The following is a 20,428-nucleotide window of genomic DNA, read 5'->3' as shown; positions in this document are numbered from 1 at the left end:
CACGGCGACTGCCGTGCGGGGCCCACTCGTTCACTCCGTGACCGCTACGCGGCCTTCGCCTTGGTGGCGTACATGTCCACGTACTCCTGGCCGGACAGCCGCATCACCTCGGCCATCACCGAGTCCGTCACCGCCCGCAGCACATAGCGGTCGCGGTCCATGCCCTCGTACCGCGAGAACTCCATCGGCTCGCCGAAGCGCACGGTCACCCGGCCCGGCCGGGGCAGGCCCGCCCCGCCCGGCTGGATCTTGTCGGTGCCGATCATCGCGAACGGCACGACCGGGGCTCCGGTCATCAGGGTGAGGCGCGCGATGCCGGTACGGCCCCGGTAGAGCCGGCCGTCGGGGGAGCGGGTGCCCTCGGGGTAGATGGAGAAGATTTTGCCTTCCTCCAGCACCCGGCGGCCCGTCATCAGCGCCGCGACACCGCCGCGGCCGCCGTCGCGGTCCACCGGGATCATGCCGACGCTGGTGAAGAACCAGGCCATCAGCCGGCCCTTGAACCCCTTGCCCGTCACGTACTCGTCCTTGCCGATGAAGAAGACCGGGCGGTCCGTGCAGATCGGCATGATCATCGAATCGATGAAGGTCAGGTGGTTGCCCGCCAGGATCACCGGACCCGTTCCCGGGATGTTCTCGGCCCCCTCCACACGTGGGCGGAACATCAGGCGCAGGATCGGTCCGAGCACTGCCTTGATGAGTGCGAGACGGGACAACGGTTCCTCCGGTATCGGGACGGTCGGCGTCGATGTGTGTGGGGGACTGTGCAGGTGAGGACGATACTCGCGGGTCACCCCCCTGCGCACATCGGGTTCACCGAGTCGATACGCAGTGTTGACGTGTGTTTCCGCCATGTTCGGCCAGGGTCTGCCGCAGGTAAGGGGTGACTGCCTACGGTCGGAGCAGCCGTTGACAGGTGCGGGACATCACAATTCGAAGGAGCATTCATGACACAGGGTGAGCACCGGAGCCCGGGCCGGCGGACGGTCCTCGGGGTGGCGGGCGCGGCCGTACTGGGTGCGTCGACGGTCCTTCCCGCCGGCACCGCGCAGGCGGCCGAGAGCCGGGGCCGTGGACACGGTCACGGCTTCCGCTCCCTCCCCGTCCCCACCGTCATCGCCCACCGCGGCGCCAGCGGCTACCGCCCCGAGCACACTCTCGGCTCCTACCGGCTCGCCCTCGACCTCGGCGCCCATGTGATCGAGCAGGACCTCGTCCCCACCAAGGACGGCCATCTGGTCTGCCGCCACGAGAACGACATCACCGGCACCACCGATGTCGCCGACCACCCCGAGTTCGCCTCCCGCCGCACCACCAAGTCCGTCGACGGTGTCTCGCTGACGGGATGGTTCACCGAGGACTTCACCCTCGCCGAGCTGAAGACGCTGCGCGCCAAGGAGCGCATTCCGGGCACCCGCCAGGAGAACACCCTCTACGACGGCCGCTGGCAGATCCCCACCTTCGAGGAGGTGTTGCGCTGGGCCGAGCAGGAGGGCCGACGCCGGGGCCGCGAGGTCTGGCTGCACGTCGAGACCAAGCACCCCACCTACTTCCGCGCCCTCGGCCTCGGGCTGGAGGAGCGCCTCGCCAAGCTGCTGCGCCGGTACGGTCGTCACCGCTCCGACTCCGCGGTCTTCCTGCAGTCCTTCGAGCCGAGCAGCATCCAGCGCCTCGCCGAGCTGGTGAACTCCCCGCGCGTGGTCCTGCTGTCGGCCGCGAACAGCCGCCCCTGGGACTTCGTCCAGGCAGGTGACCCGCGCACCGTCGCCGACCTCGTGACCCCCGCGGGGCTGCGCTGGATCGCCTCGTACGCCCAGGGGATAGGCCCCACCCTGGACCTGGTCATCCCGCGCGACGCGAGCGGCCGGCTCGGCACCCCGACGACGCTGGTGCGCGACGCGCACGCGGCGGACCTGATCCTCCACCCGTACACCCAGCGCAACGAGAACAGCTTCCTGCCCGCCGACTTCCGCCGAGGCACGGACCCGAACGCCTACGGAGACGTCTTCGGCGCGCTGAAGACCTACCTGGCGACGGGCATCGACGGCATCTTCTCCGACAACCCGGACACGGCCCTCCTGGCAGCGGCGGACTTCACGAGGAGCTGAGCACCGCGCCACCCGGTCGGAACGCCCGACCGGGTGGTTTACGCCCCGTCCCGCAACCGCCCCGCCCCGGACCCGCATCGTGCCGGTCATGACCTCCACCGACGCGCAGCTCCTCGACACCCTCGCCCCCCTCCTCGCCGCCGAGTCGAACGCCGAGGCCCCCGCCGCCGGCGTCGAGGCGGGCGACCTCGAGCAGGCCGTCTGGCTCAGGCTCCTGGAGCGTCTCCAGGACGACGAGGCACCGACCCACCCCGCCGACTGGCTCCGCCGAGCCGTCCGAGCCGAGGCGCGCCGCGCCCGCCGCGCCGCCCTGCGGGAGCGTCCCTACCTGGGAGAGGAGGCCGCCGAGCCGGACGACTCCCCCGAGAGCTCCGCCCTCGTGGCCGAACGCCGCCGTGTCGTGCGCGCCGCCGTCCGCCGTACCCCAGGCCACTGCCCGCGCCTGCTCACCGCGATGCTCGACCCGGCCGACCCCACCTACCGGGAAATCGCAGGGGAGTTGGGTATCTCACAGGGCAGTCTGGGACCGATGCGTTCCCGTTGCCTGGGATGCCTGCGCAGAATGCTGGCTGCAGAGGTTCCCGCATCGACCTTGAGGGGAAGGGTGCGGTAGACCGACCGGTGGACCAGGTGAGCGGGAGGCATGCGCACATGGGCATGAGCGTGACCATCTCAGCGGCAGCCGCGCAGGACGCGGAGCACATACTCAAGTTGCAGTACCTCTGTTACCAGAGCGAGGCGGAGCTCTACGGCGACTACTCCATCGAGCCGCTCACCCAGACCCTGGACGCCCTGCGGGCCGAACTGGCCCAGGGGTACGGCCTCGTGGCACGCCTCGGGGACGAGGTCGTCGCCTCCGTACGCGGACGGGTGGACGAGACCGGCACCGTACGGATCGCCAAGCTCATCGTCCACCCGCGAATGCAGCGCCACGGCCTCGGCGGCCGGCTGCTCGACGCCATAGAGAGCCACTTCGCCGGCGACCCGGTCCCCGTCGCCAAGCGGTTCCAGCTCTTCACCGGCCACCGCAGCGAGGGCAACCTCCGGCTGTACCGCAGCAAGGGCTACGAGCAGGTCGCCACCCGCGAGATCGGGCCGCGACTCACCCTCGTGACCCTGGAGAAAGCGGCCTAGGGGCTCGCCCGAGGAGACCGCGGACGTCTACGCGGTCGCCCTGGAGCGGCGGAGCCACCAGATTCCGGTCACCGGCAGCAGCACCGGGATGAAGATGTAGCCGTAGCCGTAGTCCGACCAGACCGTGGCGTCGGGGAACGCGGACGGGTCCGCGAGCGTCCAGGTCCCCACGGTCAGTACGCCCACCAGCTCGGCGGCGCAGCACACCAGCGCCGCCCTGCGGGCCGTTTCTCCACCCCTGACCAGCGTGTACGTGATGAAGGCGTACACCACGGCCGCCACCGCCGACAGCGCGTACGCCAGCGGCGCCCGGTCGAACTCGGTCGCGATCTGGTAGATCGAGCGCGAGACCGCGCCGACCGACATCACTCCGTACAGCCAGACCAGCAGCATGCCCGGGCCCTTGACCAGGCGGGCGGCTCCGTCGGTCGCGCTCATCTCAGCCCACCGTCCAGATGTCGAAGAGACGCACCTCGAGCACCGCGAGCACGACCGCGCCGGCCGCCACCGTGGCCGAGCCCCAGCGGCTCCGCTCCGCGAGCGACATGAACCCGGCCGCCGGGACGGCGCAGAGCGAGCCCAGCAGATACGCGACGAAGATCGTCGTGCCCTCCTCGGCCTTCTCGCCGCGCGAGAGCTGCACGATGCCGAAGATCAGCTGCACCAGTGCGAGGAAGGTCACCACGGCCATGCCGATGAAGTGCCAGTCCTTGGTGGGCTGATCACGGGTGAAGGCGAAGCCGCACCAGGCGGCGAGGGCGAGCGCGGCCACCGAGACCGCGACCGTCAGGGCGTCAAGCATGGGCCTGAGGGTATTACGGGCCAAAAGGCCCGATGCGCTCGCCCCCCACCCGCCCCGTAGGGTCGAGGCCCGTGCGGCCGTCCGATGGGGCACGGTCGCGGGGCGGGCCCTCGGACCGTGGCCTTGGCCACAGCTCACGATCGTCCCGGCCCCGGCGCCGATGTCGCCGTGACCGACCTGCCGGAGGTATCCGCGCAGGCCACGGACGGGAGAGCGGAAGCCGCCGCCGGAGTGCGACGGCCGGGCGAAGTGTCCGCATGACATCTCGCCGATGTCCGCTATTCGGACACCCTCGATTCGGCCTGACAGGTGCGTGCTTTACTTGCAGACATGACCACGACGAGCAGCCGCACCCTTGCGACCGAGGCGATCAGCACGCCCGGTGCTCGTTGTATGTGTCGAATGTGCGCCTTCTGAGGGCCCCAGCCTGTGGGGGCACCCCCGGCCGAAGGCTGGGGGTGCTCGCGCCCCGAAGCGAGACCCCGACGGCCGAGCCGATCCGCCCGCCCTTGCGGCGCCGGACCGTGCCTGCCCCGCGCACGCGCTGCCTTCCGGCCACCCGCTGGACCAGCCCACTTCGCGCCTGACTGTCCGAACGACGAATGCCCCGTGCCCGGCGGACCCCGCGCCGCGCACTCGACAGTGACGGAAACCCCTGTGATCACCACTTCGGGCCTGACCAAGGTCTACGAGTCGCGAGGCCGCCAGGTCACCGCTCTGGACGGCGTCGACCTCCACGTCCGCGAGGGCGAGGTCTTCGGCGTGATCGGCCAGAGCGGCGCCGGCAAGTCCTCGCTCATCCGCTGCGTCAACCTCCTGGAGCGCCCCACCTCCGGCACCGTGACCGTCGACGGAGTCGACCTCACCGCGCTGGCGGCGAACGGCCGCCGGGCCGGCAGGGACCTGCGCCGCGCCCGCAGCAGCATCGGCATGGTCTTCCAGCACTTCAACCTGCTGTCCTCGCGCACCGTGAAGGACAACATCGAGCTGCCGCTGGAGATCCTCGGCGTCTCCGGTGCCGAGCGCACCAGCCGCGCCCTGGAACTCCTCGACCTCGTGGGCCTCGCCGACAAGGCGAAGTCCTACCCCGGCCAGCTCTCCGGCGGTCAGAAGCAGCGCGTCGGCATCGCCCGCGCCCTGGCCGGCAACCCGAAGGTGCTCCTCTCCGACGAGGCCACCAGCGCCCTCGACCCGGAGACCACCCGCTCCATCCTCCAGCTGCTGCGCGACCTCAACCGGCAGCTCGGCCTCACCGTCCTGCTCATCACGCACGAGATGGACGTCGTCAAGACGATCTGCGACTCGGCCGCGTTGATGCAGAAGGGCCGGATCGTCGAGTCCGGCACCGTGAGCGAACTGCTCGCCACTCCCGGCTCCGAGCTGGCGGCCGAGCTCTTCCCCGTCAGCGGCGCCGCCACCGGCCCCGACCGCACGGTCGTCGACGTCACCTTCCACGGCGAGGCCGCCACCCAGCCGGTGATCTCCCAGCTCTCCCGTACGTACAACATCGACATCTCGATCCTCGGCGCCGCGATGGACACCGTCGGCGGCAAGCAGATCGGCCGGATGCGGATCGAACTGCCCGGACGCTACGAGGAGAACGTCGTGCCCGTCGGCTTCCTCCGTGAGCAGGGCCTCCAGGTCGACGTCGTCGACGAGGACACCGCGCCCACCGCGGAACTGGTCAAGGAAGGTGCCAAGTGACCTGGTCGGAGATGCAGCCCCTGCTGGAGCAGGGCACGGTCGACACCCTTTACATGGTCCTGTGGGCCACGGCCGTCACCATCCTCGGCGGACTGCCGCTCGGCATCCTCCTCGTCCTCACGGACAAGGGCGGCCTGCTCCAGAACACCGTGGTCAACAAGGTCGTCGGCGTGATCGTGAACATCGGCCGCTCGCTGCCGTTCATCATCCTGCTGATCGCCCTGATCCCCTTCACCACCTTCGTCGTGGGCACCTTCATCGGCCCCACCGCGATGATCGTGCCGCTCGCCATCGGCGCCATCCCGTTCTTCGCGCGCCTCGTCGAGACGTCCGTCCGCGAGGTCGACCACGGACTCGTCGAAGCCGTCCAGTCCATGGGCGGCTCCGTGCCCACGATCATCCGCAAGGTGCTGCTGCCGCAGGCACTGCCCTCGCTGGTCTCCGGTGTCACCACCACCGTCATCGTGCTCGTCGGCTACTCCGCCATGGCCGGCGCGGTCGGCGGCGAGGGCCTCGGCTCCAAGGCGATCACCTACGGATACCAGCGCTTCGACACCCAGTTCATGCTGGTCACCGTCGTCGTCCTGATCGCGATCGTCACCGTCGTCCAGCTCATCGGCGACCTCGCCGTCCGCCTCCTCGCCCGCCGAGGACGCACCGCCTGACCCAAGGCGCCACCCCCACAGACTTCGTCCTTCGAAGAAGAGCCCGGACTTGTTGTCCAGGCGTCCACCGCACCACCAGAAAGAGGCACTTTTCGTGCGTAAGAACATCAAGCTCACCGCCGGTATCGCCGCCACCGCCGCACTCGCCCTGGGCCTCACCGCCTGCGGCACGTCGTCGGACCCGTCCTCCGCGAAGGACTCGGCCGGCTCCGCCGACAAGCCGCTCGTCGTCGCCGCGTCCCCCACGCCGCACGCCGACATCCTGAACTACGTCAAGGACAACCTCGCCGCGAAGGAGGGCCTGAAGCTGGAGGTGAAGGAGTTCACGGACTACGTCCTGCCGAACACCGCCACCGAGTCCGGCCAGGTCGACGCCAACTTCTTCCAGCACAAGCCGTACCTCGACGACTTCAACCTGAAGAACAAGACCCACATCGTCCCGGTGGTCAACGTCCACCTGGAGCCCCTCGGCCTCTACTCCAAGAAGGTCAAGGACCTCAAGGACCTCAAGGCCGGCCAGACCATCGCCGTCCCCAACGACACCACCAACGGCGGCCGCGCGCTCAAGCTGCTCGCCGACAACGGGCTCATCACCCTCAAGGACGGCGTCGGCTCCAACGGCAAGCTCTCCGACATCACGGACAAGAAGGGCCTGGAGTTCAAGGAGCTGGAGGCCGCCACCGTGCCCCGCGCCCTGAACGACGTGGACGCCGCGGTCATCAACGGCAACTACGCCATCGAGGCCAAGCTCTCGCCCGCCGACGACGCCATCGCGCTGGAGAAGACGGACGGCAACCCGTACGCCAACTTCCTCGCCGTCAAGGAGGGCAACGAGAAGGACGCGCGCGTGCAGAAGCTCGTCAAGCTCCTCAACTCGCCCGAGGTGAAGAAGTACATCGAGGACACCTACAAGAACGGTGCGGTCGTCCCGGCCTTCGGCGCCGTCGCCAAGTAAGGCTCGCAGTACAGTTCTTGTGACGAAGGCCCCCGCATCCCGTCCGGTGCGCGGGGCCTTTGTCGCGCCCGGCGTCATCTGACGCCACATCGGACCCGGCCATGCACACCTGCGGCTTCATACTGCATGCTGTGCGTTCACGGTCGATTCGGACGGTCCTCGGCATGGAGCTGCGCATGACTACCACCTTTCCGGACATCTCCATCAACACGGACCGGTTGGTGCTGCGCGCGCTCGAAGAGGCCGACGCCCCGGCCCTCGCCGAGATGATGAACGACGAGATGGTCGCCGCCTGGACGGCCGTCCCCCAGCCGTTCACCGAAGAGGCCGCGCACCGGTGGATCACCGAGTACGCGCCCACCGAGCGCACCGAGGGCCGCGGGCTCGACCTCGCCGTGACCGAGTTCCTCACCCAGCGCCTCGTGGGCATCATCCAGCTGGGCAAGACCAGTTGGCGGGTGCGGTCCACCGAGATGTCGTACATCGTCGCTCCCTGGGCCCGCGGCGAGGGTTACGCCTCCGAAGCCGCCCTCGCCACCGCCCAGTGGCTCTTCGGCGACCAGGGCTTCGAGCGGATCGAGCTGCGCACCGCCGCCGACAACACCGCCTCGCAGCAGGTCGCCCAGAAGATCGGGTGCATCAGCGAAGGCATTCTGCGCGGCGCCTGCATAGCCCGCACCCGCACCGAGGACGGCGACTGGGCCGACCTTCGCACCGACTTCATCCTGTGGGGCCTGCTCCCCGAGGACCTGGAAGGCGTCGCCGACCAGATGGCCGAGGCCGGATACTCGTCGTTCACCGACTGGAGCTGAGCGGGTCACCTGCTCCGGGGTACCCTCGACACCCCCCGACCTGCGACAAAGACCTCAGGAGACAGACGACGATGGCCGACCGGGTCACGGTGATCGGCTGGGACGGCTCGCCCCTCACCGCAGCGGCCCGGTCCGCGCTCTCCGCCGCCACCCTCGTGGCCGGCGCCGCGCACCACCTCGCCCTGCCCGAGGTGCCGCCGGGAGCCGAGCGCATCCGCCTCGGCAGCGTCGACCTCGCCGCCCGTCGCATCGCCGGCCACCGTGGCACCGCCGTGGTCCTCGCCGACGGCGACCCCGGCTTCTTCGGCGTCGTCCGCACCTTGCGCGCCCCCGAGCACGGCCTCGAGGTCGAGGTCGTCCCCGCGGTCTCCTCCGTCGCCGCCGCCTTCGCCCGCGCCGGAATGCCCTGGGACGACGCCCGGATCGTCGTGGCGCACCAGCGCACCCTGCGCCGTGCCGTGAACGTCTGCCGCGCCCACCCCAAGGTCGCCGTCCTCACCTCGCCCGGCGCCGGCCCCGCCGAGCTCGCCCTCCTCCTCGACGGTGTGCACCGGACCTTCGTGATCTGCGAGGAGCTCGGCACCGACCGGGAGCAGGTCACCGTCCTCACCTCCGACAAGGCCGCCGACCACGCCTGGCGCGACCCGAACGTCGTGATCGTCATCGGCGGGTCCGCCGGTGCTCAGGGCGGGGGCTGGCTGATGGGGCACGAGACGCCGAAGGTACGGGGCTGGGCCCTGGGGCCCGCGGAGACGGGCGGCGGCTCCGCCACCGGCTCGCGCAACGAGGTCGGCACCGGAACCGGCGTCGGGGAGACACCCGTACTGCGCGCCGCCCAACTGGCCCGCCTCGGCCCGCGCGTCGGCGACCTCGTCTGGGACATCGGCTGCGGCAGCGGCGCCCTCTCCGTGGAGGCCGCCCGCTTCGGCGCGGCCGTCATCGCCGTGGACGCCGACCCCGACGCCTGCGCCCGCACCGAGGCCGCCGCCCGCCGGGACGGCGTCCAGCTGCAGGCCGTGCGCGGCCGTGCCCCGCACGTCCTGGAGCGGCTCCCCGAACCCGATGTCGTACGGATCGGCGGCGGCGGCGTCCCCGTCGTCACCGCCTGCACCGACCGCAGGCCCGAACGGATCGTCACCCACGCCTCCACCCGCGACGAGGCGGAGGCCATCGGCGCGGCGCTCGCCGACGGCGGCTACGCCGTCGAATGCGCCCTGCTGCAGAGCGTCGGTCTCGACCCGGCCGACTGGTCGGAACGCGACCGCACCGTGGTCTTCCTGATCTCCGGGCGCCGGTCGACCTCCCCGTAGCCTTTCCCGAGGAACCCCACCCGTGACCTGGCCGCCCCACAGGGGCAGGTAGGCTGGCGGATTGTTGTACCGCAGCCGGACCTTCAATACTTTGTTCGTCAATGTCCGGAAGTGGTGGCCTCATTGGGCCGCTGATGTGGTACGGAGCAACCGGGGGACGCGCGACGTGGCGCAGTCCACAGCAAACCGTGGCGGATCCGCCTGTCATGACGGCCGATGGCCGCGACAATGCTGGGGTGTCCGCGCGTCATTCGTGCCGCACGGCGCGCACGCTCGTTCTTGTTGACGGGTGAAGGTCTGAAGGAGCACAACCGATGGGCGAGGGGTACGCATGACGGACACCGGCCAGGTCCCGGGCGAGGGGCTGCCGGAGAACGCAGGCATGGTCGAGCAGCCGGGCATCCCCGCTCCGGGCGCGTACACCTTCCTGGACCCCTCCGAGAACGCAGCCGAGGACGACGACCTGCTCCTGATGCCGGGCGCCCAGGGCGCCTGGAGCGAGCACCAGCCGGGCGCCATGCCCGCGTCGCCCGTCGCCGTACCCGCGCCCGGGATGATGCCGGGGCAGCCGCAGCACATGGGTGACCCGCTCACCGACCCGCTGGCGGGCCCGATCGCCGACGCCCTCGCCGCGCAGGCTCCGGTGGCGACGGCTCCGCAGGTGGTCCACGAGACCTTCTCCACGCCCGCGCACGGAGTGCCGACGGCGCAGGAGCCCGTCCTCACCGACCACGGTTACGAGCCCGGGATCCTGGACACCGGCGCCCACGAGGCGGCCGGCCGCGACTCCGGCTCGGTGGACCTCAGCGCGGTACGCGTACCGCCGCCCGCCACCGCCGCTCCGACGCCGCCGCCCGCCCGCCGTCCGCTGCACATGGGCCCGCCCATGCCCGAGGCCAGCGGGGGAGTCGTGCGCTCGCTCGCCGACCGCGGCCCCGCCGGCGTACCGGCCGCCGCGCCCGCTCCCGTGACCGTCCCGGCGTCCGTACCGGTCGCCGCCTCCGTCGCCACTCCGACGCCCATGCCCATGCCGGCACCGATGCCCGCCCCCATGCAGGGCCCGCCGACGACCGGCCCCGAGTACCTCGACATCCCGCAGGAGCAGCCGGTCGCGCCGGTCGCCCCCCAGCTCGGCGACATCCCGCCGCAGGGCGCCGTCCCGTGGGACCCGCAGCCCCAGGGGCCCGTCGCGGCACCCGAGTCGGCGCCGCAGGCGGCACCCGCAGAAACGGTCGGCCAGTTCGTCCAGGTCGAGGGCACGGTCCCGACCACCCCCCACCTGGCGCCGACGCCGGTGGTCGAGGTCGTCGAGGCCGCCGCGGAGCCGGTTCCCGCACCGGAGCCCATGCCCGAGCCGGTACAGACGCAGGCCGTCGAGCCCGTCGAGGAGCCCGCGGTCGAGGTCGTGGCCGAGGCGCCGATCGAGGCTCTCGTGGTGACGGAGCTTCCCGCGGAGGAGGTCCCCGCGGCCGTCCCCGCCCCGCGCGACGGCGGTCCGTCCGCCGCCGTTCCCGTGCCGCCGGTCGAGGCCGAGGCCGAGGTCGCGGCTGAGCCCGTGGTCGAGGCCGAGATTCAGCCGGAGCCGGTCCCGGAGGCTGCCGCCGAGCCCGTGGTCGAGCCCGTCGCCGAGGTGGCGCCGGAGCCCGAGTCGGAGCCGGTCGCCGAGGCCCCCGCCGCCGAACAGCCCGCCGCGGACGAGCCCGTGGTGGACGAGGCGGCCGCGGACGAGCCCGTGGTGGACGAGCCCGCCGTCGTGGAGGCCGTCGCCGAGGCCGGCGAGCAGGAGGAGCAGCCCGCGCCCCAGGCCGAGGTCACGGTCGAGGCCGAGGTCGCGGAGCCCGTCGAGGCCCCGGAGCCCCTTGCGGCCGAGGAGGCCGCCGAGCCCGCCGCGGAGGCTGCCGAGCCCGCCGCCGAAGAGTCTTCGGCGGAGGAGCCGGTGGCCGAGGACCCCGAGGAGACTCAGGAGCCGGAGGCGCTCGGCGCACCCGCACCCGGGTACGCCGAGGCCGAGCGCGAGGCCGTTCTGCGCGTGATGCGCGAGCGCCGCGACATCCGCAACGGCTTCCGGTCCGACCCGATCCCGCACGAGGTGCTGCTCCGCGTCCTGGAGGCCGCCCACACGGCGCCCAGCGTCGGCCACTCGCAGCCCTGGGACTTCGTCGTCATCCGCTCCGCCGAGACCCGTCGGAGCATGCACGAACTCGCCCAGCGCCAGCGCGAGGCGTACGCGCAGTCGCTGCCGAAGGCCCGGGCGAAGCAGTTCAAGGAACTGAAGATCGAGGCCATCCTCGACACCCCGGTCAACATCGTCGTCACCGCCGACCCCACGCGGGGCGGCCGGCACACCCTGGGCCGCTACACGCAGCCGCAGATGGCCCCGTACTCCTCCGCGCTCGCCGTCGAGAACCTGTGGCTCGCCGCCCGTGCCGAAGGGCTCGGCGTCGGCTGGGTCAGCTTCTTCGACGAGCGCGAGATGGTCCGCGCGCTCGGCCTCCCCGAGCACCTGGAGGTCGTCGCGTACCTGTGCGTCGGGTACGTCGACGAGTTCCCCGAGGAGCCCGAGCTGATGCAGGCGGGCTGGTCCAAGCGGCGCCCGCTGTCCTGGGTCGTCCACGAGGAGACGTACGGCCGCCGCGCGCTGCCCGGCGAGGAGCCGCACGACCTGCTCCAGGAGACCATCGCCAACATCCGCCCGTTGGACGCCAAGGCGCTCGGTGAGGCGTGGGAGCGGCAGAAGCGCATGACGAAGCCCGCCGGGGCGCTCGGCATGCTGGAGATCATCTCCGCGCAGCTCTCCGGGCTCTCCCGGATGTGCCCGCCGCCGATCCCGGAGCCCGCGGCGGTCGCGATCTTCGCCGGCGACCACGGCGTGCACGCCCAGGGCGTCACCGCCTGGCCCCAGGAGGTGACCGGCCAGATGGTCGCGAACTTCCTCGGCGGCGGAGCGGTCTGCAACGCCTTCGCCAACCAGGTCGGCGCCGAGGTCTGCGTGATCGACGTCGGCGTCGCCTCCGACCTGCCGTCCACGCCGGGGCTGCTGCCCCGCAAGGTCCGCGCCGGTACGGGCGACTTCACGACCGGTCTCGCGATGACCCGCGAGGAGGTGCTCGCCGCGATCGAGGTGGGCATCGAGACCGCGCGGGACCTGGTGGCGGCGGGCAACAAGGCGCTGCTGACCGGCGAGATGGGCATCGCGAACACGACCGCGTCCGCGGCTCTGATCTCCGTGTACACGGGGGTCGACCCGGTCGAGGTCACCGGTCGCGGCACCGGCATCAACGACGAGATGCATGCGCGGAAGGTGGACGTGGTCCGCCGCGCCCTCGACCTCCACAAGCCGGACCCGGCGGACCCGATCGGTGTCCTCTCGGCGATCGGCGGCCTGGAGCACGCGGCGCTCGTCGGCCTGATCCTGGGCGCGGCCTCGCTGCGCACCCCGGTCGTCCTGGACGGCGTCTCGACGGGAGCGGCGGCCCTGCTGGCCCGGGCGATCGCGCCCGAGTCCCTGGCGGCCTGCATCGCGGGCCACCGCAGCGCGGAGCCCGGCCATGTCGCGGCCCTCAACAAGCTGGGCCTGCGTCCCCTGGTGGACCTCGACCTCCGCCTCGGCGAGGGCACCGGCGCCCTGCTGGCCCTCCCGGTCGTCCAGAGCGCGGCCCGCGCGATGCACGAGGTGGCGACGTTCGACTCGGCGGGCGTGACGGAGAAGTAGCCCTCCCGCCTGCCCCGTGACCGGTGTGCCCACCCCTTCCGCCCCGGCGGAACGGGTGGGCACAGCCCAAGGGGGCGGCGCGTGTCCAAGGGCCGTCGGGTCCGAGGGCCCCGCCGTGAGGGACATCCGTCACAGGCCGCCCACCCCCGGTCACCGATATCGTTGGCACTGGTCAACGAACCGCGCCCCACCAGCCGCTTCACCGCCGCAGCGGCCCCGCACACGCTTCGCCCCTCCGAGGAGCCGCACACCCATGGCCGAGCACGCCGCCGCGCACCCCGCCTACCCCGTCGGACTCCGCCTCTCCGGCCGCCGTGTCGTCGTCTTCGGCGGCGGCCAGGTCGCCCAGCGCCGGCTCCCCGCCCTGATCGCCGCCGGTGCCGACATCACCCTCGTCTCCCCGTCCGCCACCCCCTCCGTCGAGGCGATGGCCGAGGCAGGGGAGATCACCTGGGTCAGGCGTCGTTACGAGGACGGGGACATCGCCGACGCCTGGTACGCGCTCGTCGCCACCAGCGACCCCGTCGCCAACGCCGCCGCCTCCGCCGAGGCCGAGCGCACCAAGACCTGGTGCGTGCGCTCCGACGACGCCGACGCGGCCACCGCCTGGACCCCGGCGACCGGCCGCAGCGAGGGCGTGACCGTCGCCGTACTCACCGGCCACGACCCGCGCCGCTCCGCCGCCGTGCGCGACGCGATCGTCGAGGGCCTGCGGGACGGCTCGATCGCGGCCCCGCAGCACCGCTCCCGTACCCCGTTCGTGGCGCTGGTCGGCGGCGGCCCCGGTGACCCGGACCTGATCACGGTGCGCGGCCGTCGGCTGCTCGCCGAGGCCGACGTGGTGATCGCCGACCGCCTGGGCCCGCGCGACCTGCTCGACGAGCTGCCCCCGCACGTCCAGGTGATCGACGCGGCGAAGATCCCGTACGGCCGTTTCATGGCCCAGGAGGCCATCAACAACGCGCTGATCGAGCACGCCAAGGCCGGCAGGTCCGTCGTGCGGCTCAAGGGCGGCGACCCGTTCGTCTTCGGCCGTGGCATGGAGGAGGCCCAGGCGCTGGCGGCGGAGGGCATCGCCTGCACGGTCGTCCCGGGCATCTCCAGCTCGATCTCCGTCCCCGGAGCGGCCGGCATCCCGGTCACCCACCGCGGTGTGGCGCACGAGTTCACGGTGGTCAGCGGCCATGTCGCCCCCGACGACCCGCGTTCGCTGGTCGACTGGGCGTCGCTCGCCAAGCTCACCGGCACACTCGTGATCCTGATGGGCGTCGACAAGATCGGGAAGATCGCCGAGGCGCTGATCGCCCACGGCAAGGCCCCCGAGACCCCCCTCGCCCTCGTCCAGGAGGGCACCACGGCCGCCCAGCGGCGCGTGGACGCCACGCTGGCCACGGTCGCGGAGACCGTCACGGCGCAGGAGGTCCGCCCGCCGGCCGTCATCGTCATCGGAGAGGTCGTCGGCGAGGGCCCCGACAAGCTCGTGAAGTAACCAGGGGTGACCGAACCCCCCTGTCGCGCACATTGGCACCACACCCCGGACAAGGCAGTATCACCTCGTGGCCGAACTCATCACCATCGACGATCCCGACGACCCGCGCCTGCGTGACTACATCGGGCTGACCGACGTCGAGCTGCGGCGCCGACGCGAGCCCGCGGAGGGCCTGTTCATCGCCGAGGGCGAGAAGGTCATCCGCCGGGCCCGGCAGGCCGGGTACGAGATGCGGTCGATGCTGCTGTCCGCCAAGTGGGTCGACGTCATGCGCGACGTCATCGACGAGGTTCCGGCGCCCGTGTACGCGGTGCAGCCGGAGCTCGCCGAACGCGTCACCGGCTACCACGTGCACCGCGGCGCCCTCGCCTCCATGCAGCGCAAGCCGCTGCCGAGCGCCGAGGACCTGCTCAGCACCACCCGCAGGGTCGCCGTCATGGAGTCGGTCAACGACCACACGAACATCGGCGCCATCTTCCGCAGCGCCGCCGCCCTCGGCATGGACGCGGTCCTGCTCTCCCCGGACTGCGCGGACCCGCTCTACCGCCGGTCCGTGAAGGTCTCCATGGGCGCGGTCTTCTCGGTCCCGTACGCCCGTCTGGACACCTGGCCGCGTGGCCTGGAGGCGGTACGGGAGGCGGGCTTCAAGCTCCTCGCCCTCACCCCCGACGAGAAGGCGTCCCCGATCGACGTGGCGGCCCCGCACAAGCTGGAGCGCGCCGCCCTGATGCTCGGCGCGGAGGGCGACGGCCTCTCCACCCAGGCGCTGCGGGCGGCGGACGAATGGGTCCGCATCCCGATGGCGCACGGCGTGGACTCGCTCAACGTGGGAGCGGCGGCGGCCGTCGCCTTCTACGCGGTCGCCTCGGGCCGGCCCCAGGACTAGGCGCGTCCGGCGGGCTCACGGCCGGGCCTTGGGCCCGCGGCCCGGTCGGCTCAGGGGTGCATCCGTGCGCCCTTGAGGACCTTGTCCACCGCGTTGCGCGGCCCGTACACGGCCATCCCCACCAGATCCAGCGCGTCCTTGCCCACGGCCCGGACCGCCGCCCGGTTGTCCCGGTCGTTGCCCGTGGCGAAGAGGTCGGAGGTGAACACGGCCGTCGGCAGAGCCCGGGAGAGCGCACGGCCGTGTGCGGCGGAGAGCACCTCCTTCGTCCCCTCGAACACGAGCACCGGCTGACGGAACATCGGCAGGTACGGAGTGCCGTCGGCGTCCTCGTACGGCTCCCCGATCACCACGGGCGCCGCCGTGCCGAGGCCGCTGACCAGGAAGGCCGTGACGTTCAGCCGCTGCCACGGCTCAAGGTCGGCGCGGAGCAGCACGGCGATCTTCGTGTCGAAGCGCACGGGCGCGATGCCGTCTACCGCGTCGTTCCCGGCCTCGGCCGGCGTTCCGTTCTCGTCGTTCGTTCTCATACGTCGAGACTGCGCGATGCGCCGGGTCGCCGTCTTGTACGTTCTTTGCATGACGTCCCGGCAGGAGATCTCCGCATGGCGCCCGTCGGTGCCGGGGGTCACGGAGGTCTTCCACGCGCGCTTCACCGAGCACGCGTACCCGATGCACGTCCACGACGACTGGACGCTGCTCATCGTCGACGACGGCGCGGTCCGCTACGACCTGGACCGTCACGAGCGCGGCACCCCGAACGGAACCGTCAGCCTGCTACCGCCGTACGTCCCGCACAACGGCTCACCCGCCACCGCCCACGGCTTCCGCAAGCGCGTGCTCTACCTCGACCTGACGCAACTGGACGAGAGCCTCATCGGGGCGGCCGTCGACCGACCGGACCTCGCCGACCCCGTGCTGCGACGGCGCGTCGAGCAGCTGCACACCGCTCTCGCGCGGCCGGGCGACGAACTGGAGGCGGAGAGCCGCCTCGCGCTGATCGGCCGACGCCTGCGCACCCACCTGGGCCCCGCGTCGGAGGCCGACCTCGCGGAGGGATCGGACAGGGCCGTGCGCGACCCCGGAATCGCCCAGGACTTCCGGGACCTCCTCGACACACGGCTGCGCGAAGGGACCACGCTCCAGGAGGCCGCGTCCGTCCTCCACGCCCATCCCGCACACCTCGTCCGGGCCTTCAGCGCCGCGTTCGGCATCGCGCCCCACCAGTACCTGATGTCCCGCCGCGTGGGCCTCGCCCGTCGACTGCTCCTCGACGGCCGGCCGCCCGGCGAGGTGGCCACCGCCACCGGCTTCTACGACCAGCCCCACCTCACCCGGCACTTCAAGCGGGTCTGGGGCGTCACCCCGGGCCGGTACGCCCGCACCGGACGCGCGGAGCGCGACTGATCCGCGGGCCCGTCCGCGACCTCAGCCCTGGAGGGCCTGGGCGGCCGCGATGCCCAGGGCCACGACCAGCGTCACCACGACGAAGACGAAGAGCCGCTGGCGCAGCAGACGCGGATTGGCCGGGCGCCGGCCGGCCGATGTGGTGCGCGCGCCCCCGGGCCGGGAGGGCGCGGAACGTCCGTTCGGCCGGGACTGCGAGGCGCGCGGGGATCCGCCGCCCGTGCGGGGCGCGGACGGCCGTGAAGCCGGACCCTGGGCCCGGCCCTGCGTGGTGCGCTCGGTGTACCGCTCCGTCGGCCGACTGTCGGTCGACTGCTCCGTGCGCTCCCGCTGCACCGGCGGGCGGGCGGCGGGCAGTCCCTGAGCCTCGCGGGCCGCGATCTCCTTGAGCCGCATGGAGAGTTGCAGGGTGCTGGGACGCTCCTCGGGATCCTTCGCCAGACAGGCCCGGACGAGCGGCGCCAGCGCGTCCGGTACGCCGTTCAGCTGTGGCTCCTCGTGCACCACCCGGTAGAGCATGACTTCCGAACTGCCATGCCCGAAGGGCGAGTCCGCCATCGCCGCGTACGCGAGGGTGGCACCGAGCGAGAACACGTCCGTGGCCGGGGTGACGGCCGCGCCCCGTACCTGCTCGGGAGCGAGGAACCCGGGGGAGCCGACGGCCGTGCCCACGTGGGTGAGGGTGCTGGCGCCGGTGGCCCAGGCGATGCCGAAGTCGATGATCCGCGGCCCCTTGGGGGAGAGCAGGATGTTCGAGGGCTTCAGGTCCCGGTGGACGACCCCGGCCTCGTGGACGGCGACCAGGCCCTCCGAGAGCGCCGCCCCGATCGCGGCCACGTCGGCGGCGCGCAGGGGGCCCTCCTCGGCGACCCGGTCGTGCAGAGAGGGGCCGGGAACGTACTGGGTGGCGAACCAGGGGCGGTCGGCCTCCAGGTCCGCGGCGACCAGTCGGGCGGTGCAGCCGCCCCGGATCCGCCGGGCCGCGGAGACCTCGCGGGCGAACCGCGACCGGAACTCCTGGTCCTCGGCCAGATCGGGCCGGATCACCTTCAGCGCCACGCGCTGACCACGGCGGTCGGACCCCAGGTACACGACACCCATACCGCCGGCGCCGAGTCGCCGGTGGAGCCGGAACGACCCGACGATCCGCGGATCCTCGCGCCGGAGCCGCATCATCGCCATGTCCGTCCCCTCGTCCGTTCGACGTGGCACAGCTTACGTATTGCCGCCCCGGTGTGCTCATAGGCCGCGCCCTCGCGCGCGCATCGATTGTCAGTGCTGGGGAGGACACTTGAGGGGTGGTCAGGAGGGCGGCGTCGCTGCCCGTCCGAGCCGCGGGATTCTCCAACATCCAATCGCAGAAGGGGGATTCGGTCGATGAAGGGTGATCGTGTGGAGATAGTCGTGGATGCGGGGGACACGACACGTACGTACGAAGTGGTGGCAAGCCGGGCGGGCCGGAGGGTGGAGACGGCGGTACGGCGGGGGGTGGTGGAAGTGAGCGAAGTCACGCGGACCGGGGTGGTCGTGCGGACGGCCCGCTTCATGGCGAGCCGGGTCCTCGCACTGGTCGAGCAGCCGGTCCCCCTCAGGGAAGACCCTCAGTCCCAGGGTGGGCTCTCCACCCAGGGGAGTACGCCGTAGGGGTGCTCGTCATCCTCATGGAGGCCCGGAGATCGGTACGCGGGCATGACGTCCGGGCGGCATCGGATCCCTAGTGTTGAGGTCAAGCGGCGGGTGCAGCACTCGTCCCCCGAGGTCAGACACCCGCCGCTGCCAGACGAGACAGGAGAGGACCCATGGCGTACTCGGCACCGCGGATCAGCACCCGACCTTCGGGCCGCCGCCACCCCCTGGTGGCGACCGCCATGGTCCTCCCTCTCGCGACCCTGCTGGTCGTCGTCTTCGGCGGCTGGGACGCAGTGGTCACCCATGCGTCGTCCGTGGGCGTGATGCTGGGGCGCTGAGTGGCGCCCCGGACCCGGGAGAGCGGCCCGGGTCGGGGACATCCGGCCAACAACCCCGTGGGGACGGGGGTGCGGCGGACGGCAGCGTGCGGCCGGTCAGCTGGGGAGCTGACCGGCCCTCGCGCTTTCCGGGACCCGGAGGGGTTCGGGGGAGGGGCGGGAGGCGAGCCCCCCCCGTGCGCGGCGCAGCGCGTACGCTCCCCGCGTGGAGCACGCCCTACTCGAACAGCTCAGCGCCCTCGCGCGCGACGCCGCGCACCGTGCCGACCCGGCCTGCGCATGCGCCCCGCACACCACGGCCGTTCTCGCCGACCGTGACGACGGCACCGTCGTCCGGCACGGCGCCGTCGTCGTCAAGGCACACGCCCCCGGCATCGATCCCGGCACGCATGCCACCCGGATCGCCGTCGCCGCGCTCGACGCGCTCGACGGGATCCTCCTCCCGCCCCATCCCCGACCGGCCCCTGCTCCCGACGCCCGCCCCCTGACCGCCTGGCCCTACGGCACCCCCGTCGACCCCGCCGATCCCGACGCCGCCCCCTGGGAGGACGCGGCGCGCCTCCTCGCGCGGCTCCACCGCACCCCGCCGCCCCCCGCGCTCCCGGCCATGCGCGCTCCTGCCAAGGCGGCCCTCGCGGTCCGGCGGATGCGCCGGACCGACGGCGCGCCCACCGCCGCCGTCGAGGCCGTGCTGAGTGCCTGGCGCACCCTCCCGGAGGAGCCCGCCGGCCGCCGACTCCTCTGCCACGGCGACTTCCACCTCGGCCAGCTCGTGCGCGACCCACGGAAACCCGACGGCCCCTGGCTCCTCATCGACGTGGACGACCTCGGCCTCGGCGACCCCGCCTGGGACCTCGCCCGCCCCGCCGCCTGGTTCGCCGCCGGCATCCTGCCCCCGGACGTCTGGTCCCGCTTCCTCGGCGCGTACCACGGGGCCGGCGGTCCCGCCGTCGCCGCCGACGACCCCTGGGCCCAACTCGATGTCCCCGCCCGTGCCCTGACCGTCCAGACCGCGGCGCTGGCCCTCGCGAAGTCCACCGCCGAGAAGCGCCCCCTCGACGAGGTCGAGGAAGTGATGATCGACACCTGCGCCCGAATAGGTTCGCTCCGAACCGAGTTGACCCCGCCCGCGTCCTCTTAAGCTGAGAGCACCATCCGAACGGCAGGGAGTTGAGCCGAACATGCAGTGTCCCAAGTGTCATGCGGCCATGCACACGTACAACCGCAACGGTGTCCAGATCGAGCAGTGCAGCGGTTGCCGCGGGATATTCCTGGACTACGGCGAGCTGGAGGCCCTGACCCGGCTCGAGTCCCAGTGGGTGCAGCAGGCCCCGCCGGCGCCGCCGGCCTACCCGGCGCAGGCCGCTCCCGCCGCCCCCGCCTGGGGTGCGCCGCACCACGGCCACCACGGCGGTCACCACCACCAGCGCGGCTTCGGCCGGATGCTCTTCTCCTCCTGAGAGGAGCGGGTACGACG

At 72.3% G+C, this 20,428-nt stretch carries 21 protein-coding genes; 16 read left to right on the top strand and 5 right to left on the bottom strand.

Annotated elements, in window-relative coordinates; translation table 11 throughout:
- Positions 1 to 44 precede the first annotated feature (44 nt).
- The gene (locus tag ACFQ7Q_RS33505) at positions 45 to 716 is read right to left on the bottom strand and encodes a lysophospholipid acyltransferase family protein (RefSeq protein WP_356895083.1); all 672 of its coding nucleotides are present in this window, start codon (positions 714 to 716) and stop codon (positions 45 to 47) included.
- 231 nt (positions 717 to 947) lie between these two features.
- On the opposite strand from ACFQ7Q_RS33505, the gene ACFQ7Q_RS33500 reads away from it, so the two are divergent.
- The 3 genes from ACFQ7Q_RS33500 to ACFQ7Q_RS33490 all read left to right on the top strand — a co-directional run bounded on the left by ACFQ7Q_RS33500 (position 948) and on the right by ACFQ7Q_RS33490 (position 3,242).
- Entirely contained in the window at positions 948 to 2,108 is a 1,161-nt protein-coding gene (locus tag ACFQ7Q_RS33500; protein WP_383561827.1) for a glycerophosphodiester phosphodiesterase, read from the top strand.
- Positions 2,109 to 2,196: 88 nt separating this feature from the next.
- Entirely contained in the window at positions 2,197 to 2,721 is a 525-nt protein-coding gene (locus ACFQ7Q_RS33495) for a sigma-70 family RNA polymerase sigma factor (RefSeq protein ID WP_383561825.1), read from the top strand.
- Positions 2,722 to 2,759: 38 nt separating this feature from the next.
- Positions 2,760 to 3,242, top strand: a complete 483-nt coding sequence (locus ACFQ7Q_RS33490; protein ID WP_383561823.1) for a GNAT family N-acetyltransferase — start codon at positions 2,760 to 2,762, stop codon at positions 3,240 to 3,242.
- A 27-nt stretch (positions 3,243 to 3,269) separates the two neighbouring features.
- On the opposite strand, the gene ACFQ7Q_RS33485 is transcribed toward ACFQ7Q_RS33490, so the two are convergent.
- Together ACFQ7Q_RS33485 and ACFQ7Q_RS33480 are read right to left on the bottom strand one after the other, a co-directional pair.
- Entirely contained in the window at positions 3,270 to 3,680 is a 411-nt protein-coding gene (locus ACFQ7Q_RS33485) for a hypothetical protein (RefSeq protein ID WP_383561821.1), read from the bottom strand.
- A 1-nt stretch (position 3,681) separates the two neighbouring features.
- Entirely contained in the window at positions 3,682 to 4,044 is a 363-nt protein-coding gene (locus tag ACFQ7Q_RS33480; RefSeq protein ID WP_383561819.1) for a hypothetical protein, read from the bottom strand.
- Between the two features lie 657 nt (positions 4,045 to 4,701).
- On the opposite strand from ACFQ7Q_RS33480, the gene ACFQ7Q_RS33475 reads away from it, so the two are divergent.
- The 8 genes from ACFQ7Q_RS33475 to ACFQ7Q_RS33440 all read left to right on the top strand — a co-directional run bounded on the left by ACFQ7Q_RS33475 (position 4,702) and on the right by ACFQ7Q_RS33440 (position 15,577).
- Positions 4,702 to 5,748 (top strand): methionine ABC transporter ATP-binding protein, encoded by a 1,047-nt coding sequence (locus ACFQ7Q_RS33475; RefSeq protein WP_383561817.1) that lies wholly within the window; start codon positions 4,702 to 4,704, stop codon positions 5,746 to 5,748.
- Positions 5,745 to 6,413 (top strand): methionine ABC transporter permease, encoded by a 669-nt coding sequence (locus ACFQ7Q_RS33470; RefSeq protein WP_383561815.1) that lies wholly within the window; start codon positions 5,745 to 5,747, stop codon positions 6,411 to 6,413. The genes ACFQ7Q_RS33475 and ACFQ7Q_RS33470 overlap by 4 nt, the downstream gene beginning before the upstream one ends.
- Positions 6,414 to 6,507: 94 nt before the next feature.
- On the top strand, positions 6,508 to 7,368 hold the full coding sequence (locus tag ACFQ7Q_RS33465; RefSeq protein WP_383561813.1) for a MetQ/NlpA family ABC transporter substrate-binding protein: 861 nt from the start codon (positions 6,508 to 6,510) through the stop codon (positions 7,366 to 7,368).
- 176 nt (positions 7,369 to 7,544) lie between these two features.
- Complete coding sequence (locus ACFQ7Q_RS33460; RefSeq protein ID WP_383561811.1) at positions 7,545 to 8,180, top strand: GNAT family N-acetyltransferase; 636 nt, start codon at positions 7,545 to 7,547, stop codon at positions 8,178 to 8,180.
- 71 nt (positions 8,181 to 8,251) lie between these two features.
- The gene (gene cbiE, locus ACFQ7Q_RS33455) at positions 8,252 to 9,490 is read left to right on the top strand and encodes a precorrin-6y C5,15-methyltransferase (decarboxylating) subunit CbiE (protein ID WP_383561809.1); all 1,239 of its coding nucleotides are present in this window, start codon (positions 8,252 to 8,254) and stop codon (positions 9,488 to 9,490) included.
- A 331-nt stretch (positions 9,491 to 9,821) separates the two neighbouring features.
- On the top strand, positions 9,822 to 13,202 hold the full coding sequence (gene cobT / locus ACFQ7Q_RS33450) for a nicotinate-nucleotide--dimethylbenzimidazole phosphoribosyltransferase (RefSeq protein WP_383561807.1): 3,381 nt from the start codon (positions 9,822 to 9,824) through the stop codon (positions 13,200 to 13,202).
- Between the two features lie 253 nt (positions 13,203 to 13,455).
- Entirely contained in the window at positions 13,456 to 14,691 is a 1,236-nt protein-coding gene (gene cobA, locus ACFQ7Q_RS33445) for a uroporphyrinogen-III C-methyltransferase (RefSeq protein ID WP_383561805.1), read from the top strand.
- A gap of 67 nt (positions 14,692 to 14,758) precedes the next feature.
- Positions 14,759 to 15,577: a TrmH family RNA methyltransferase gene (locus ACFQ7Q_RS33440; RefSeq protein ID WP_383561803.1), complete on the top strand. Its 819-nt coding sequence runs from the start codon at positions 14,759 to 14,761 to the stop codon at positions 15,575 to 15,577.
- Between the two features lie 50 nt (positions 15,578 to 15,627).
- On the opposite strand, the gene ACFQ7Q_RS33435 is transcribed toward ACFQ7Q_RS33440, so the two are convergent.
- Positions 15,628 to 16,107, bottom strand: a complete 480-nt coding sequence (locus ACFQ7Q_RS33435) for a DUF2000 family protein (RefSeq protein ID WP_383561801.1) — start codon at positions 16,105 to 16,107, stop codon at positions 15,628 to 15,630.
- Between the two features lie 49 nt (positions 16,108 to 16,156).
- Between ACFQ7Q_RS33435 and ACFQ7Q_RS33430 the strand changes: the two genes are divergently transcribed.
- The gene (locus ACFQ7Q_RS33430) at positions 16,157 to 16,984 is read left to right on the top strand and encodes a helix-turn-helix domain-containing protein (RefSeq protein WP_383561799.1); all 828 of its coding nucleotides are present in this window, start codon (positions 16,157 to 16,159) and stop codon (positions 16,982 to 16,984) included.
- A 21-nt stretch (positions 16,985 to 17,005) separates the two neighbouring features.
- Here ACFQ7Q_RS33430 and ACFQ7Q_RS33425 read toward each other — a convergent pair whose 3' ends face one another.
- Entirely contained in the window at positions 17,006 to 18,166 is a 1,161-nt protein-coding gene (locus tag ACFQ7Q_RS33425) for a serine/threonine-protein kinase (protein WP_383561797.1), read from the bottom strand.
- A gap of 195 nt (positions 18,167 to 18,361) precedes the next feature.
- On the opposite strand from ACFQ7Q_RS33425, the gene ACFQ7Q_RS33420 reads away from it, so the two are divergent.
- The 4 genes from ACFQ7Q_RS33420 (at position 18,362) to ACFQ7Q_RS33405 (ending at position 20,411) form a co-directional block, all read left to right on the top strand.
- On the top strand, positions 18,362 to 18,628 hold the full coding sequence (locus tag ACFQ7Q_RS33420) for a hypothetical protein (protein ID WP_383561795.1): 267 nt from the start codon (positions 18,362 to 18,364) through the stop codon (positions 18,626 to 18,628).
- 155 nt (positions 18,629 to 18,783) lie between these two features.
- On the top strand, positions 18,784 to 18,951 hold the full coding sequence (locus ACFQ7Q_RS33415; RefSeq protein ID WP_383561793.1) for a hypothetical protein: 168 nt from the start codon (positions 18,784 to 18,786) through the stop codon (positions 18,949 to 18,951).
- Positions 18,952 to 19,156: 205 nt separating this feature from the next.
- Positions 19,157 to 20,092, top strand: coding sequence for a phosphotransferase family protein (locus ACFQ7Q_RS33410; protein WP_383561791.1), 936 nt, complete (start codon positions 19,157 to 19,159; stop codon positions 20,090 to 20,092).
- 40 nt (positions 20,093 to 20,132) lie between these two features.
- Positions 20,133 to 20,411 (top strand): zf-TFIIB domain-containing protein, encoded by a 279-nt coding sequence (locus ACFQ7Q_RS33405; protein WP_383561789.1) that lies wholly within the window; start codon positions 20,133 to 20,135, stop codon positions 20,409 to 20,411.
- The last annotated feature ends 17 nt before the right edge of the window (positions 20,412 to 20,428 follow it).

Origin of the sequence: Streptomyces sp. NPDC056527 (assembly GCF_042794475.1) — a bacterium.
In the GTDB taxonomy this organism is placed as follows: Bacteria; Actinomycetota; Actinomycetes; order Streptomycetales; family Streptomycetaceae; genus Streptomyces.
This window is presented reverse-complemented; position numbering and strand designations above follow the sequence as displayed.